Annotated in this window: 13 protein-coding genes; 7 read left to right on the top strand and 6 right to left on the bottom strand. The window is 41.0% G+C overall.

The window, feature by feature from the left end; translation table 11 throughout:
* Nucleotides 1-15 precede the first annotated feature (15 nt).
* Both FRE64_RS01480 and chlG read right to left on the bottom strand, forming a co-directional pair.
* Nucleotides 16-1,368 (bottom strand): serine/threonine protein kinase, encoded by a 1,353-nt coding sequence (locus tag FRE64_RS01480; protein WP_146294338.1) that lies wholly within the window; start codon nt 1,366-1,368, stop codon nt 16-18.
* A gap of 408 nt (nt 1,369-1,776) precedes the next feature.
* A complete protein-coding gene (gene chlG / locus FRE64_RS01475) occupies nt 1,777-2,787 on the bottom strand; it encodes a chlorophyll synthase ChlG (RefSeq protein ID WP_146294337.1) in 1,011 nt (336 codons plus the stop codon).
* 89 nt (nt 2,788-2,876) lie between these two features.
* On the opposite strand from chlG, the gene FRE64_RS01470 reads away from it, so the two are divergent.
* Nucleotides 2,877-3,695 carry a Tab2 family RNA-binding protein gene (locus FRE64_RS01470; RefSeq protein ID WP_146294336.1) on the top strand — a complete coding sequence of 273 codons (819 nt, stop codon included), beginning with the start codon at nt 2,877-2,879 and terminating at the stop codon, nt 3,693-3,695.
* A 47-nt stretch (nt 3,696-3,742) separates the two neighbouring features.
* Here the strand turns inward: FRE64_RS01470 and FRE64_RS01465 are convergent, their stop codons facing one another.
* Complete coding sequence (locus FRE64_RS01465; protein ID WP_146297238.1) at nt 3,743-4,885, bottom strand: histidinol-phosphate transaminase; 1,143 nt, start codon at nt 4,883-4,885, stop codon at nt 3,743-3,745.
* A gap of 226 nt (nt 4,886-5,111) precedes the next feature.
* On the opposite strand from FRE64_RS01465, the gene FRE64_RS01460 reads away from it, so the two are divergent.
* Entirely contained in the window at nt 5,112-5,390 is a 279-nt protein-coding gene (locus tag FRE64_RS01460) for an acylphosphatase (protein WP_146294335.1), read from the top strand.
* Here the strand turns inward: FRE64_RS01460 and murG are convergent.
* Together murG and FRE64_RS01450 are read right to left on the bottom strand one after the other, a co-directional pair.
* Nucleotides 5,375-6,436 (bottom strand): undecaprenyldiphospho-muramoylpentapeptide beta-N-acetylglucosaminyltransferase, encoded by a 1,062-nt coding sequence (gene murG / locus FRE64_RS01455; protein ID WP_146294334.1) that lies wholly within the window; start codon nt 6,434-6,436, stop codon nt 5,375-5,377. The two genes, FRE64_RS01460 and murG, sit on opposite strands and share 16 nt — an antisense overlap.
* Nucleotides 6,436-7,644, bottom strand: coding sequence for an ATP phosphoribosyltransferase regulatory subunit (locus FRE64_RS01450; RefSeq protein WP_186709033.1), 1,209 nt, complete (start codon nt 7,642-7,644; stop codon nt 6,436-6,438). The genes murG and FRE64_RS01450 overlap by 1 nt, the downstream gene beginning before the upstream one ends.
* Nucleotides 7,645-7,748: 104 nt before the next feature.
* On the opposite strand from FRE64_RS01450, the gene rimO reads away from it, so the two are divergent.
* The 3 genes from rimO (at nt 7,749) to FRE64_RS01435 (ending at nt 11,242) form a co-directional block, all read left to right on the top strand.
* A complete protein-coding gene (rimO, locus tag FRE64_RS01445) occupies nt 7,749-9,062 on the top strand; it encodes a 30S ribosomal protein S12 methylthiotransferase RimO (protein WP_146294332.1) in 1,314 nt (437 codons plus the stop codon).
* 146 nt (nt 9,063-9,208) lie between these two features.
* Nucleotides 9,209-10,564 carry a bifunctional UDP-N-acetylglucosamine diphosphorylase/glucosamine-1-phosphate N-acetyltransferase GlmU gene (gene glmU / locus FRE64_RS01440; RefSeq protein ID WP_146294331.1) on the top strand — a complete coding sequence of 452 codons (1,356 nt, stop codon included), beginning with the start codon at nt 9,209-9,211 and terminating at the stop codon, nt 10,562-10,564.
* Nucleotides 10,565-10,630: 66 nt separating this feature from the next.
* On the top strand, nt 10,631-11,242 hold the full coding sequence (locus FRE64_RS01435; RefSeq protein ID WP_146294330.1) for a hypothetical protein: 612 nt from the start codon (nt 10,631-10,633) through the stop codon (nt 11,240-11,242).
* A gap of 124 nt (nt 11,243-11,366) precedes the next feature.
* Here FRE64_RS01435 and FRE64_RS01430 read toward each other — a convergent pair whose 3' ends face one another.
* Nucleotides 11,367-11,726 carry a GNAT family N-acetyltransferase gene (locus FRE64_RS01430; protein ID WP_246140370.1) on the bottom strand — a complete coding sequence of 120 codons (360 nt, stop codon included), beginning with the start codon at nt 11,724-11,726 and terminating at the stop codon, nt 11,367-11,369.
* A 215-nt stretch (nt 11,727-11,941) separates the two neighbouring features.
* Between FRE64_RS01430 and FRE64_RS01425 the strand changes: the two genes are divergently transcribed.
* Nucleotides 11,942-12,355 (top strand): hypothetical protein, encoded by a 414-nt coding sequence (locus FRE64_RS01425; RefSeq protein WP_246140369.1) that lies wholly within the window; start codon nt 11,942-11,944, stop codon nt 12,353-12,355.
* Between the two features lie 604 nt (nt 12,356-12,959).
* Nucleotides 12,960-14,636 (top strand): group II intron reverse transcriptase/maturase, encoded by a 1,677-nt coding sequence (gene ltrA, locus FRE64_RS01420; RefSeq protein WP_146294328.1) that lies wholly within the window; start codon nt 12,960-12,962, stop codon nt 14,634-14,636.
* Nucleotides 14,637-14,661: the final 25 nt, after the last annotated feature.

Genomic DNA, 14,661 nt, shown 5'->3' with positions numbered 1-14,661 from the left:
TAATACTGACAATAACTAATTAATGTTAGAAATAAAGTCATTTATTTGCTCTTTTAACCATTTTCGTTCTAAATAAGACCTACAAGTTGCCAAATAAAAAACTTGCATACCATTATTTAGCATTAAGGAGTTATTTTTTATGATATTGTTATTGTAATTAAAATAATATTCTTCTGTATTTTTAATGTATTTTAGATTACTTGTTTTTCCTTCTTGATATTTTGTATATTTAAAACCTAATATCCTCCATTCTTCTTGAAGAATAAAATTATTATGATTAAAACTTAAAATTATTTTCCTAAAATGCCAATTAATTCGCTGGGCAACAAAATGAATCCCATTTAGAAAGAATAGACCTGGAAAAAAAAGAATTAAAAGCGCAAGTATTACAGCTCCATCTATAGCTATTAGAATAGCTTTAACGACAAACGGAAATGAAACAAAGCTTATAAGAATTACCATTCCTATTTTCATGAGATTTAGTAGGGTAATTCCTGTTGGGGGAATAACAATGTCTAAGGAATTTTTAGTACGCTTTAATGTAATATCACTATTAAAGGGTCTAGCAACCTCATAAGAAGCTTGCATCGCTTCCAAAGCATCTTGAGCATTATTAAAGCGATTTTTAATTGCTGGCTCTAACATTCCCTCTAACCAGTTAGCAAAAGTTGGAGACAAACTAATTTCAGAACTAACATCTATTTTAGATTTCTCTTGAAAGAACTGAGCAGTATCTTTGCCTGTCAAAAGATAAAGAACTGTTGCCCCCAATCCATATAAGTCACTTGTAGGTTGTGCGCGACCTTGATACTGCTCTGGTGCCATATAACCATAAGTACCAACAATTGTAGTACCGCCTAATAGCCTGTCTTGAATAGCATCAAAATCAACCAGTACAATTTTTCCATTCTTCTGACGAATTATATTGTGAGGTTTAATGTCACGATGAATTATTGGTGGCTTTAAATTATGAATATAGCTAAGGACATTTAAAACTTCTTCTGCAATCGACTTAACCTCTGCTTCCGATGGTTGCCATCCTTCACATTTCAATTGATGTAGTGACTTGCCCTCTGCTAACTCTTGAACAATACAAAGTTCGCGATCGCCATTGGGAGTGTCAATCTGTAAATAATCAACATAATTGGGAATTTGAGGATGATCTAACTGTTTTAGAGTTTTCGCTTCTCTTTCAAACAACTCTAGGGTTTTCCAGTCTTTCACATCGCTAAACGACAATGACTTAATAGCAACTGTCTGATCTTGCGCTTCATCGATCGCGGCAAAAGTAGTTGTCACGTTTCCTTCACCTAGTTTTTCTGTAATTCGGAAGCGATCACCAATGATATCTCCTATTTGATGTTTCATCTAAAATCATGCTAAGGAAGCGGTAATAGCACCAGTATAAAAAAAAGCTCCCATAAATCCAACTAAAATTAAATCTAGTACTCCTAGATCACCCAATCTATTCACTTTTTAAAACCATTTGTCTCAATCTTTTTAGATTATTAGGCTATCAATGATTGAAGTCTGAATATAGCTTGGACAGAGGCTTTGGCTTCGATCAATTTTGAAAAAAATAGCCTTACTTAACTAATGCCATTTCCTAAATATAATCCCCCAAAATCCGCTAATAAAGGGAAAAAGGGGGATTTACTGTAACTTAATTGTTTGAAAATGGGATAAAGGGAGAAGAAATTCAGGGATTTACAACTGATTTAGGATTACTATAGTCTTAGAGATTACTTACTGGTTTAAAAAGGAAAAACAACCAAATTAAATCCCAGCGTGTCCAAATGCTAATCCAGCAACTAGCATTCCTAAAACTAAAAAGGGTTGTGCGCTCGCTTGATATTTCACATCATTTTCCAACGGCGATCGCAGAAAGTACATATCTTGGAACGTGATTTGAGGGATGACTAACAGTAGTAAAATCGTGGCATAAAGATTTTCGTTGAGACTAATTAAATAGCCTGCAATGCCAATTTGAAACGTATCAATCATCAAAACACTAATCCAAGCTGCGCCACCGACACCAAACATTACTGGGAGAGATTTTAAGCCCAAACTGCGATCGCCTTCCACACTCTTAAAGTCATTCACAACCGCAATTCCCAAACCAGCAAAGCTATAGATCAGGGTAAGGATAATAATTGTCCAGTTTAAGTCCCCAAATAAAGAATGTCCAGCCCACCAAGGCAGCGCAATATAACTTGCACCAAGGGCATAATTCCCTAACCAACCATTTTGTTTAAGTTTCAACGGCGGTGCTGAATAAATAAAGGCAAGAAACGCTCCAATTAAGGTAATAATCGTAATTTTTGGGAACTCATTGCCACCCCAAACATCTAACGCATAAGCAAGCCCAAATCCGGCCACTAATAAAACAATAATTTGAGTTACCACTTGTGGTACAGTGATGGCACCAGAGGGAATAGGACGATAAGGCTCATTAATGGCATCAATTTCGCGATCGTAAAAATCATTGAGGGTTTGGGTGTAACCTGTCATCATGGGGCCAGATAGCAACATACAGGTGGCAACTTTGATAATATCTTCCACTTGCCAATGAAAGTCGCCCGAAGAGGCTGCGCCACAGACAACGCCCCAAATCAGAGGAATCCAAGTAATCGGCTTCATTAACTGTAACCGAATTTTCCAAACTGAGGTTTCCCCAGTGGAAGCCCCTTTCATCCCCAGCATTTGACGGGCTTTTCCGTAGCTTTGTTCTTCGGCTTGTTGTTCTGCTTGTTCTTCTGATGGTTTTGAAGGGTTTGATTCTGACATAAAAGTTTCAAGTAAATTAGAATTAGCAGATTAGAATTGCACTTTAACAATAACAAAGAAAGGGTTTTTGTCCCTCTTACTACTTTAATATGAGTGAAATACAAGCGTCATGGCAAGTTGATTTTTATCGTCTCCCCCATAATGAGGAGAAAATTTGGGAATTAATTGTCTGTGATGAACGCGATCAAAGTGTTAACACCGAGTCTTGTCAACAAGCAGAAGCAACGGTTGATTGGTTGGTTACTAATTTAAAAAGGATTGCTAACGGTGAGCTGCCTCAAAAAATCCGCGTTTTTCGTCCTGAGTCTTTACAATTATTGCAATTAGCAGGGGAGAAATTAGGGATTGAGGTGGAAGCAACACGGCATACTTGGTGGTTAAAGAAAGTTTTGCGCGATCGCGCTGGAGAAGACAGAATCAAAGTAGAATCTCCACCACCGCAAGCCTTACCCGAAAATATATGGGGAGAACAATGGCAATTTGCCAGTCTCAACGCTGAAGAGATTGAATATCGAATGCCAGAACGCCCAATTCCCTTTTCTTCAATTCCAGAAGAGTTAAAACCTTTCCAGTTAAAATTGGGGTCAACCACTCTCATCCCTGGCATTATTATCTATGGCGGACGACAATCTTGGCAACTAGCGCAATGGTTTACCGAAGCCAAACCAATGGCAATTAATTATGTTCCCACCGTGGTTGGAGAGTCTGGGGGATTATTATTAGAAGGAGGGTTGCGCGATCGCTGGGTGATTATTACCTTTGAAGACGCAGAAGTTGCTCAAGCAGGGGAAAAATACGAACAACGCAAAAAAGACAGTAACGGACTGCATTTTCTCCTTATCCAACCCGATGATTCTGGGATGACAGATACTGGATTTTGGTTATTAGCCAGTGACCGCAGCTTCTGAAATTTTCTGACCCTACTTCTTTTCCCCCTATCAGAATTTAGCGGTCTTCAGTGATCCAGATAACTTAGTAAATTCTTCTGAGTCCGCTCATTTTCTGCTGGCGTGCCAACCGTAAGACGAATACCATTAGCCGTATGACGGAGTAAAGTTCCTTTTTCTTTTAAGGCATTAACCAGTTCCGCCTGCTTCTGATTAATCTCTTCTAAAGACTCTCCCCTTAAGCGTAGATATAAAAAATTGCTGGCACTCTCCCAAACTTTTAAACGAGGTTCTGCGTTAAGAGCATTATATAATTTATCTCGTTCATTTTGGACTTCTGAGACTTTAGCCAGTAATTGCTGACGATTTTGCAAAGCAACGATGGCAGCCGCTTGAGAAAATGTCGGAAGATTATAGGGGAGTCGGACTTTCTCTAGGGCTGCAATCACTTCTGGATGGGCAATACAATAGCCAACACGATGGGCAGCAAGACGAAAGGCTTTAGAAAAGGTGCGGAGAATAATCCAATTGGGATAGTTAGGAAGTTCGTTTACCAAAGAATGACCATTAAACTCAAAGTAGGCTTCGTCAATGACAATTAGAATTTCCTCAGGAAGTTGTTTTAGCCAGTCAATTTCAGCATTGCTAAGAGGGTTTCCCGTCGGAGAATTGGGATGAACCACAAATAGCATTTTCACGGGATGACCGCTCGCCTCAGCTTGGGCAATTGCTTGATCCGCTTGTCCTCGTTTAATCGTAAAGTGAGTTTCTTCTCGGGGAACGGAAATTGGCGTAACGCCAAGCGTTTGGGCAATAATTTTATACATGGAGAAGGTAGGATCCGCAGTGAGCATTGAGGCATTGGTTCCCACACAGGTAGCAATAAATAGAGAGCGGATAATCTCATCTGATCCATTCCCTACAGAAATATTAGCAGGGGTTATCGCCTCACAGCTTTCCTGAACATATTGCGCGATCGCGCTTTTTAATTCCCCATGACTGCCATCGGGATAGCGATTACTACTAATAATTTCCTGATATTGCCAAGCTAATTTTTCCTTCAATTCTGCTGGCAAATCATAAGCACTTTCATTTGCATCTAATTTATCTACTGAGGTTTCTAGTTCTTCCGACTGGGAAGAATAGGCAACCAATTGATCAAGGGCAGGACGAAGGAAGTTAAACGCTTTTGGCTGAGGCTGATCAATCATGATAGTAATAAGGTTAGTTTCCTTGGCGCGATTGGCTAGCGCGATCAATCGAGAGATTAATTGTTATTTTATATTTTCTTTACCCGCTCTGGGTTTTTTTAGGGAAATTCCTTTAAACGGCTTAACTTTAATTAATCTAGGCTAGTGTAAAATATATCATTTTTCTACTTTCATGAGGTTTTTGTCCTTTGTACACTAATAACTGATGACCAATGACTAATAACCAATGACTACAACTATTCGCAAGCATCTTTGGATTTCAGGAAAAGTTCAGGGAGTGGGATATCGTCTTTCCGCTCAAAGTGAAGCCCGCAAACTCGGGGTTAATGGTTGGGTGAAAAATCTCCCCGATGGTCGCGTAGAAGCCGTATTAGAAGGAGAAAAAACCGCCGTTGAGCAAATGATTCAATGGTGCCACCAGGGCCCAACCTCTGCTGTAGTCAAAGACATTCAAGTCCAAGAAGAATCCCCTGAACACCTGTCTCAATTTCAAGTGGTGGCTTGACGGACAATATCGGCAATTTGGGAAGCACTATCTTTAACTGCCAAACTTCCTGCTTTCTCACTCATTTTTGCAAGAGTCTCTGGAGATTTAAGCCATTGTAAAACGGTTTTTTTCAGCTTGTCTGAAGTTAAATCTTCTTGGCGATAACTCACGCCAGCTCCCACTTCCACATAGGTATGAGCATTATAGGCTTGATGGTCTTCTGCGGCATAAGGATAGGGAATTAAAATGGCCGGAGTCTGAGTAATGGCAAGTTCAGTTAAAGTTCCCGCACCAGCACGACTGATAGCAAAGGTCGCTCGTTGTAATAATCCTGCCATATTGTCATAAAAGGGAAATGCATAATAATGCGGATGTTGAAAGGCATTAACATTGGCATCTCGTTCTCCTGTTAAATGGACAACAAATGCTCCAGCATCTAACCAGCTTTTCACCACGTCTCGGACTAATTGATTCACTGATACTGCCCCTTGAGAACCACCGACAACCACAATTAAAGGGGCATCCTCTGGAATATCTAAATCAAGGGATTGGGAACAATGAAAGGCTTTTCTAACAGGGGTACTCACCCAGATTGTCCGTTGGCGCGGAAAAAACCTTTTAGCTGTGGGAAACCCGAGGGCCACGGTATGACACCAAGCGGCAAACCAGCGAGTAACTTTTCCCGGAATCGCGTTAGACTCATGAATAATAACGGGAATGCCACAAATACGGGCTGCTAAAATAGCTGGGGCAGAAATATACCCTCCTGTGGTAAAAACCCCTTGAATGCGATGCTTTTTAATGAGAGAAACTACTTTTGTCACTGCTGGAGGGATACGGAAAGAAACCCCAATTGTTCCTAGGGCTAACCGCTTTTTCATTCCTTCAATATTTACTGTTGTTAAGGGGTAAGAATTAGGAACTAATTTATTTTCTAAACGCTCTGGAACTCCGAGCCAGTAGATATCATAATCTGCTAATTCTTCGGCAACAGCAAGAGCGGGAAATAAATGTCCCCCAGTTCCACTGGCAGCAATTAATAATTTGGGCTTCTTTTCCTGCATTATCCTAGTTCTTCTACAGTGACACTTCCCTCTGAGGTTAACCAAGCAATATGCTGTATTCTTTTATTTTGAGCGTCATTTTTGATTTCTTCAGGGGTTCCTTCCTTTAAGGCTAACTCTACTGACAGTGAGGGGTCTTTTTTTCGTAACTCTTGAGCGTAGCGTATAGCAGCAATTTGGGCTTGACTATTTTGAGGAACCACTAGCCAACCATTGACAGGCTGTTGTTTTGGGAGTTTTTTCTGGCGTAGTAAACAGGCTTGTAGGGTATCCAAGTTTAGAGCAAAGCCAATGCCTGGTAAGTTTTCCCCTTGGGGATGATATAAGCCTAATAACTGGTCATATCGTCCTCCTTGCCCAATGATACAGGTTTCTTGTTCAGTTTCTGCAACCACTTCAAAAACAATTCCAGTGTAATAGTCAATTGTTTGTAATAAACTCAGGTCTAAGGTTAAAGAAAAAGAGGTAGTTTGAGACAGTAAATCTAAGAGAGAGCGTAATTTATGAACGATATTTTTCCCAGTTTCATCTAAATCTAGTTCTGAAAGTTTTGCTAGGACTGTGTTTGGTTTTCCTCTCAAATCAAATAGGGTAAGAGCGCGTTGTTTAAGTGGCTCAGAGAGAGGGAGACTTTCTAAACTAGCTCGATCTAAATGGGCAATACAGTAACGGACTTTTGCTCTTAATTTTTCAGGAAAAGGTTCTAACAGCGATCGCGTTAAGCCTGCTTCTCCTAAGATTAAATGCCAGTTTTCTAAGTCTAGTTTTTGCAGACAATCTCGTAATAATAAAATAATTTCACTGTCAGCAAAGCCCCCAGTTGCCCCAATAAGTTCTACCCCCGCTTGATAAGATTCTACCTGTTCTCCGTGATGCCCTTCTGGGTAACGAAACACATTACCATTATAAAATAATCTTTGGGGAAAAGATTCTCCTTGCATTCTCGTTACTGTCGCCCTAGCAATAGACGCAGTAAATTCGGGGCGTAATCCCAAGGGCTCATCTGTACCATCTTGGACTTGAATCACCGTTGAAGGTTCAATTGCTCCTCCTGCTGTCAGAGTATCCACCCATTCTAGGGTAGAGGTAATAATTTGTTGATAGCCCCATTGGGAAAAAACTGCTTCTAAATTTTGAGAGAGCCATCGCTTTTGCCGAACTTCTACTGGAAGCCAATCTCTTGCACCGGCTGGGGCTTGATGAAGCATAAATGTTGAGGTCATTACAGCACGAAAACTAAACCAAGTTCTTTATTGTTGATACCTGCTGAAAAATTGTACAGTATTAACTGTACGTTGCTCACTTAAATTTTATGCCAGAAAAGCCGACGATCGCGATTTCTCATCTGGGCTGCGAAAAAAATCGAGTTGACTCCGAACATATGCTAGGATTGCTTGCTGAAGCAGGCTATAACGTTGATAATAATGAAGAATTAGCCGACTATGTCATTGTCAATACCTGTAGTTTTATTGAGGCGGCGCGAGAGGAGTCGGTGCGAACGCTAGTTGAACTTGCCGAAGCAGATAAAAAAATTCTGATTACTGGCTGCTTAGCCCAACATTTTCAACAGGAACTCTTAGAAGAAATTCCCGAAGCGCTCGCTGTAGTAGGAACTGGGGATTATGGCAAAATTGTAGATGTCATTGAACGGGTGGAAACTGGCGAACGGGTCAAAGAAATTAGTGACGAACCCACCTACATTGCTGATGAAAATGTGCCTCGGTATCGCACAACAACAGAAGCAGTTGCCTATTTGCGAGTAGCAGAGGGCTGTGATTATAGCTGTGCCTTTTGTATTATCCCTCATTTACGCGGCAAACAGCGATCGCGCTCCATTGAATCTATTGTTGCCGAAGCCCATAGTTTAGCAGAACAAGGGGTTAAAGAGATTATTCTCATTTCCCAAATAACCACTAATTACGGCGTTGATCTCTATGGTGAACCCAAGCTAGCGGAATTATTACGCGCCCTCGGTGAAGTGGATGTGCCCTGGATTCGGATGCACTATTCCTATCCGACTGGCTTAACCCCAAAAGTGATTAAAGCGATTCAAGAAACGCCCAATGTGATTCCCTATCTTGATTTGCCGTTACAACATTCTCATCCTGAGATTTTACGGGCGATGAATCGACCTTGGCAAGGACGAGTTAATGATGGCATTATCCGCCGCATTAAAGAACAACTGCCAGAAGCGGTATTACGAACTACCTTTATTGTCGGCTTCCCTGGGGAAACAGAAGACCATTTTCAACATCTCTGTGACTTTGTGGAACGCCACGAATTTGATCTCATGGGTGCGTTTACCTTTTCTCCTGAAGAGGGAACAGCCGCTTATGAGTTACCCAACCAATTATCACAAGCAGTTATGGAAGAACGGCGCGATCGCTTGATGGCAATACAACAGCCCATTGCTGCCCGTAAAAACCAAGCCTGTGTGGGAGAAATCGTAGATGTCTTAGTGGAACAAGGAAAGCCCAATCAGGGAGAATTTATTGGACGTTCTGCGCGGTTTGCACCTGATGTGGATGGCTTAGTTTACTTACAAGGAAACGCTACTCTCGGCAGCATGGTGAAAGCGGAAATTACCCATGCTGATGTTTATGACTTATATGGAACCATTTGCTAATATTGTTCCGTTTGTCAATCTTTATCGATCGTCGTCTTACTTTATTTTTCCTCATCAGGGAAATGGGAAAGTAAGAAAAGCGACAAGATAATCGAACTAAAAACTATAATCTCTATAACAATCCTCATAATCAAATAGCATCAATCATGGTCGCAGTTGCAATTTTAGCCGCCGGACGTGGCACTCGGATGAAGTCAAGCCTCCCTAAAGTCTTACATCCTGTGGGAGGAAAGTCTATGTTAGAACGAGTCCTAGACAGTTGTGAGTTAATCCAACCCTCGCGCTATTTTGTAATTGTGGGCTATGGAGCCGAGCAGGTGAAGGATCAAATAGGTGATCGGGAAAAAGTTGAGTTTGTTTTACAACAGCAACAATTAGGAACAGGTCATGCAGTGCAACAATTACTTCCTTTATTATCAGGGAGTAATGAAGATGTATTAGTGCTTAATGGGGATGTGCCACTTTTACGCCCAGAAACCTTAGAACAGTTATTAAATACTCATCAAAACAATCAAAATGCTGCCACCTTACTAACGGCAAAATTAGATAATCCCCAAGGGTATGGACGGGTTTTTTGTGATGAACAGAACTATGTTCAAAAAATTATTGAAGATCGCGATTGTACCCGTGAACAGAAGTTAAATCAGCGGATTAATGCTGGAGTATATTGTTTCAATTGGCAAAAGTTAGCGGAAATTTTACCCCATCTGTCAGCAGAAAATGACCAGAAGGAGTATTATATTACAGATGTCTTTACCTCTCTCTCTCCTGTTATGGCGATGGATGTTGCTGATGTGCAGGAAATTAGTGGGATTAATAACCGTCAGCACCTAGCGAATGCTTATCAAATTTTACAGCAACGCATTAAAGAGAAATGGCTATTAGAAGGAGTGACATTAGTTGATCCTGATAGTATTACCATTGATGAAACAGTAGAAATTGCTCCTGATACCACTATTGAACCGCAAACCCATCTCAGAGGAAAAACTGTCATTGGATCAGGTTGTCGTATTGGCCCAGGAAGCTTAATTGAAAATAGTGAAATTGGAGATCAAGTGACGGTACTTTATTCTGTTGTTAGCGATAGTACCGCAGAAGAGGGAACAAGAATTGGCCCCTATGCTCATTTACGTGGAAAAGCGAAGTTAGGCGCAGATTGTCGGGTTGGTAATTTCGTAGAAATGAAGAATTGCCAAATCGGGCAGGGAACTAATGTTGCCCATTTATCTTATATTGGGGATGCTACTTTAGGGGAAAAAGTGAATGTTGGTGCAGGAACAATTACCGCAAATTATGATGGGGTGAAAAAGCATCAAACTATAATTGGCAATCATTGCAAAACGGGGTCAAATAGTGTGTTGGTTGCACCAATAACGTTAGGAAATGAAGTCACTATTGCTGCAGGTTCAGTGGTGACAGAGGATGTGGAATCAGATGCGTTAGTAATAGCGCGATCGCGCCAAGTAATTAAACAAGGTTGGCGAATGAATCCAACAGATTAAAGAATTATTTTTAATGTTAACCTGCCCCATCTCAGATCACACATTTCCAAGTTTTTAAAAAAGTTAATGCTCAATCATCCGCCAACTACATCGCCTCTTCCCTTAGTTAAAACTGCAATTAGCGAAAACAAAAATTCGCGACCAACCCCAGATAAATTAGTCCCGGCATTAGTTAATTTAGAAAAAACAGCTAAAAAAGAGACAGAATCTGTTTCTTATCAAAAACTACTTGGTCACTGGCAGTTATGGTTTATTACTGGAACCAAAAAAGCCCGTAAACGTTCTGGAATTGTCTTAGGGGCGGGACGATATCTCCCAAGCTGGATTACAATCTCTTTATCTTATTCCCAAAATAATGAAATTAATTTACCTGATGCTGAAGCGGGAAAGGTGCAAAATTCAGTTCAAATTGCTGGTTTACATTTTACTTTATCAGGACCGACTAAATTTTTTCCTAAAAAAAAGTTATTAGCATTTGACTTTACTGAAATGCAAATTTCGCTATTAGGTAAACCAATTTATTCTGGTTATATTAGAGGTGGAAAGAAACGTTCTGAAACTTTCTATCAACAGCCCCTAAAACAACAAGCCTTCTTCCGTTATTTTTTAGTAGAAGAAAATTTAATTGCTGCTAGAGGTCGCGGGGGTGGATTAGCAATTTGGCGACGAAACTCTTAGCTATTAGTCATTAGTCAATTGATCACTCTGGAAAGAGTAATTCAGTTTTCTGAAAATGTTTGATATTATTGGTTATGATCGCGATCGCGCTTTTTTTCAGCAGATCCTACGTTCTTTATGTACTTTAGTTTATACACAGTTCCATCCGAACATTACCTCTTTTGTATCGAGGATCCTGAATGTAGGGGATTGTTTGAAACCCATAACGCTGATACAACCGAATTGCATCTGCAAGTTCAGTATCTGTGATTAAACTAATTCTTTGAGCACCTGCTTCACGAGCAAAGTTCAGTGCTGCTTCCATTAATTGATTACCATAGCCTTGGCGACGGTAAGCTGGCTCAACAGCCATTTTTGAGAGTTCATATTCATCAGCGCTTAAGGGAAATATAGCGCAGGTTCCTACAGGAATTTCATGATCCAATATGAAAAAAATCTGCCCACCAGGCTCAATAATGCTTGATTCGGGATCATTGAACATCATTTCATCGGTTGGTTCAACCTCAAAAAACTCTTCTAGCCAAAGACGATTAAGATGTTCAACATAAGTGGCAAGGATTCTCCGACTACATCGCGTTAGCGATTAGTCGTGAGACGGCGCTCATAAACGTCGGAACTAAATTCCGACGACGGCGCCTCAGGAAGGGCGCACATCTTCACTAAGCTGTTATAATAAAGTAACTTTGTAAGATTAAGAAAATGAAACAAGTCATCACTGCCAAGTTAAAGTTAGACCTCTCGACCGAGCAAAAGACGCTCTTAAGGGAGGTTTCTTTGGCTTATCGTGATGCTCTAAACTATGTTTCACAGGTTGCTTTTGATAATAAACGAACCAGTAGTGCTAACAAACTGCAAAAGTTAGTTTACTATGACATCCGAGATGAATACAATTTACCATCTCAGATGGCTTGTAATGTTTGTCGTCAAGTAGGAGCAACATACAGAACCTTATGGACTAAGGTTAAACAAAATAGCCAACATCGTAAACAAGGAAAGATCAAAAAAAGGTACAAGGGATTAGACAAACCACCGCAGTTTGTTTCTAGAACTTGTAATCTTAATTATGGTCGAGACTTCTCCTTTGTTAAAGAAGGAATTAGTCGTGCGACCTGAACTGGTCGGTTGAATCGGTGTAACCCTTACACCACAGGGATTTCCACCCCTGTCCTTCGTGGAAAGCTCTCCTCATCTGGAGAGTGGCGACGCTGGTAGTAAGCAATGAATCCAGTGGAATGCACGCCCCTAACGTAACGGTTGCTGGTAGGGATTAACTGGTTTCCGTGCTAGAAGGAGAATTGGAAGGATGAACATAGTCCAAGCTGATTAATAAACTGCGTTATCCTTCAAACAGCCAAATCATCCCTGAAAGGCTGTAACCAAAAGGTAAGAAAGTGGTTTGTACGTTGACTAATCGTACAAAAGTGGAAACGTATCCTTTCCGCAGAAAAGTCAGCCATCCTAACCAATTCGTATGTTCAATCGACACAACAGGGTAAACCCTACAGAGTCTCTTCGACGGGTCGAGTCAGGAGTAGGGGGGAGGTAACGAACCTACAACTCTCTGGAGGGTAGAAGATGAGGTAAGAAGCGAACGCCAACCTGTAATGGGATGGATAGGGGTTGAGACATTATCCCTGAGCGAAAGCAATAGCAGACTTACCTTGGGTCTTATACGAAAGAAAAGTTTACAAGGGTGACGAACCCGAGGAGAAGTTAGATGTCATCTATAACGTTGACAAATGGACTGAGGGGACAGATTACAGACTGGGGTCAGATTAACTGGCGTAAGGTCAAAAAGTCTGTCAGAAACTTACGTATGCGAATCTTTCGTGCCAGAAGTCTTGGTCAGTGGAAGCAACTACGTCGGTTGCAGAAGCTGTTGTTACGAAGCCGAGCCAATTTGCTCTTATCAGTGCGACAAATCACTCAAGTCAACCAAGGAAAGCGAACCGCAGGGGTAGATAAGGAGGTACTCAATACCCCAGACGAGCGAGTGAAACTTGTGAACAGTTGGGAGATGCCCAAAGCTAATCCGACACGGCGAGTTTACATACCCAAATCAAATGGGAAGAAACGTCCCCTCGGAATCCCTACCGTGAGGGATAGAGTCGCACAAGCAATGGTTAAGAATACACTAGAGCCTGAATGGGAATCTGTATTTGAACCTAATTCTTACGGGTTTAGATGCGGTCGAAGTTGTCACGATGCCATCGCACAATGCTTCTTAAGATTGAAGGGAGACAGTAGTGATGGGAGAACATTTGACAAGTGGGTTCTAGACGCTGATATTTCAGGCTTCTTCGACAACATTGCTCATGAATCCATCCTGAAAGCAATAGAGTCTGTACCACGTGGAGATTTAATTGAAGGATGGTTAAAAGCTGGTTATCTCGAAAAAGGGATTCTCAATCCAACCGATACGGGTACGCCTCAAGGTGGGGTGATTAGTCCACTGCTAGCTAATATCGGGTTACACGGGTTGGAAGACTTCATTAAGTCAAATAACCCAAAACTCGGTGTTATTCGATATGCAGATGATTTTGTAGTCACCTCCAAGAATAAAGAGAGTCTTGAACAAATTTTAGACCAGATAAAGCAATGGATGTCAGAACGAGGACTGGAAATTAGCACGGAGAAGACGACAATCGTTTCAATGGAAGAAGGTTTTGATTTCCTTGGATTTAACTTACGCCATTATGATGGCAAATTGTTGATTAAGCCTCAAAAAGAGAAAGTTCTCGCCTTCTGTAAGAAGGTTGGAAACACTCTCAATAATATGAAGGCTTCGACCCAAGAGGAAGTTATTAAAGTCCTAAATCCGCTTCTCCGAGGTTTTGCAAATTACTACAGAGGAGTAGTTAGCAAAGAAACCTTTAGCTATATCTCGCACCGAGTATGGCAGTACCTCTGGAAATGGTGTTGTCGGCGACACCCAATGAAGAGTAAAAAGTGGGTAGCAAATAGATATTTCGGTTCGTACAAAGGGAATCATTGGACTTTTATGTGTAAAGGGACTGGTCGTGGAGACAAGGAAAAACTCTTTGTCCTGTACGATATCAGTAGTACACCCATAGTAAGGCACGTGAAAGTCAAAGGGACAGCAAGCCCTGATGACCCCTCACTTCGAGATTATTGGCATAAAAGAAGCCTCAAGATAGGAAAAATAAAATGGGCAAAAGGTTCTAAATACGAACAAGTAGCCAAGATGCAAGAGCATAAATGTCCTATCTGTGGCGATAGCCTCTATAACGGAGAAGAAATCGAAACCCACCACATAATACCTGTAAAAGAAGGTGGCTCAGACGACCTTGAGAACTTAATCCACTTACACAAAGCGTGTCATAAACAGGTACACAGTACAAAATCCAAGACAAAGGCTGGAAGTAAGGCTTGAGCCGTATGATGGGAAACTGTCACGT

Source organism: Euhalothece natronophila Z-M001 (assembly GCF_007904085.1).
Classification (GTDB): Bacteria; Cyanobacteriota; Cyanobacteriia; order Cyanobacteriales; family Rubidibacteraceae; genus Halothece; species Halothece natronophila.
The sequence above is the reverse complement of the archived record's forward strand: the minus strand, read 5'-3'. Positions and strand labels throughout refer to the sequence as shown.

What these genes read in the sequence shown, in the direction of transcription:
- FRE64_RS01480 (WP_146294338.1), bottom strand. Translation starts at nt 1,368, where the DNA reads ATGAAACATCAAATAGGAGATATCATTGGTGATCGCTTCCGAATTACA.
- chlG (WP_146294337.1), bottom strand. Translation starts at nt 2,787, where the DNA reads ATGTCAGAATCAAACCCTTCAAAACCATCAGAAGAACAAGCAGAACAA.
- FRE64_RS01470 (WP_146294336.1), top strand. Translation starts at nt 2,877, where the DNA reads ATGAGTGAAATACAAGCGTCATGGCAAGTTGATTTTTATCGTCTCCCC.
- FRE64_RS01465 (WP_146297238.1), bottom strand. Translation starts at nt 4,885, where the DNA reads ATGATTGATCAGCCTCAGCCAAAAGCGTTTAACTTCCTTCGTCCTGCC.
- FRE64_RS01460 (WP_146294335.1), top strand. Translation starts at nt 5,112, where the DNA reads ATGACTACAACTATTCGCAAGCATCTTTGGATTTCAGGAAAAGTTCAG.
- murG (WP_146294334.1), bottom strand. Translation starts at nt 6,436, where the DNA reads ATGCAGGAAAAGAAGCCCAAATTATTAATTGCTGCCAGTGGAACTGGG.
- FRE64_RS01450 (WP_186709033.1), bottom strand. Translation starts at nt 7,644, where the DNA reads ATGCTTCATCAAGCCCCAGCCGGTGCAAGAGATTGGCTTCCAGTAGAA.
- rimO (WP_146294332.1), top strand. Translation starts at nt 7,749, where the DNA reads ATGCCAGAAAAGCCGACGATCGCGATTTCTCATCTGGGCTGCGAAAAA.
- glmU (WP_146294331.1), top strand. Translation starts at nt 9,209, where the DNA reads ATGGTCGCAGTTGCAATTTTAGCCGCCGGACGTGGCACTCGGATGAAG.
- FRE64_RS01435 (WP_146294330.1), top strand. Translation starts at nt 10,631, where the DNA reads ATGCTCAATCATCCGCCAACTACATCGCCTCTTCCCTTAGTTAAAACT.
- FRE64_RS01430 (WP_246140370.1), bottom strand. Translation starts at nt 11,726, where the DNA reads ATGATGTTCAATGATCCCGAATCAAGCATTATTGAGCCTGGTGGGCAG.
- FRE64_RS01425 (WP_246140369.1), top strand. Translation starts at nt 11,942, where the DNA reads ATGAAACAAGTCATCACTGCCAAGTTAAAGTTAGACCTCTCGACCGAG.
- ltrA (WP_146294328.1), top strand. Translation starts at nt 12,960, where the DNA reads ATGTCATCTATAACGTTGACAAATGGACTGAGGGGACAGATTACAGAC.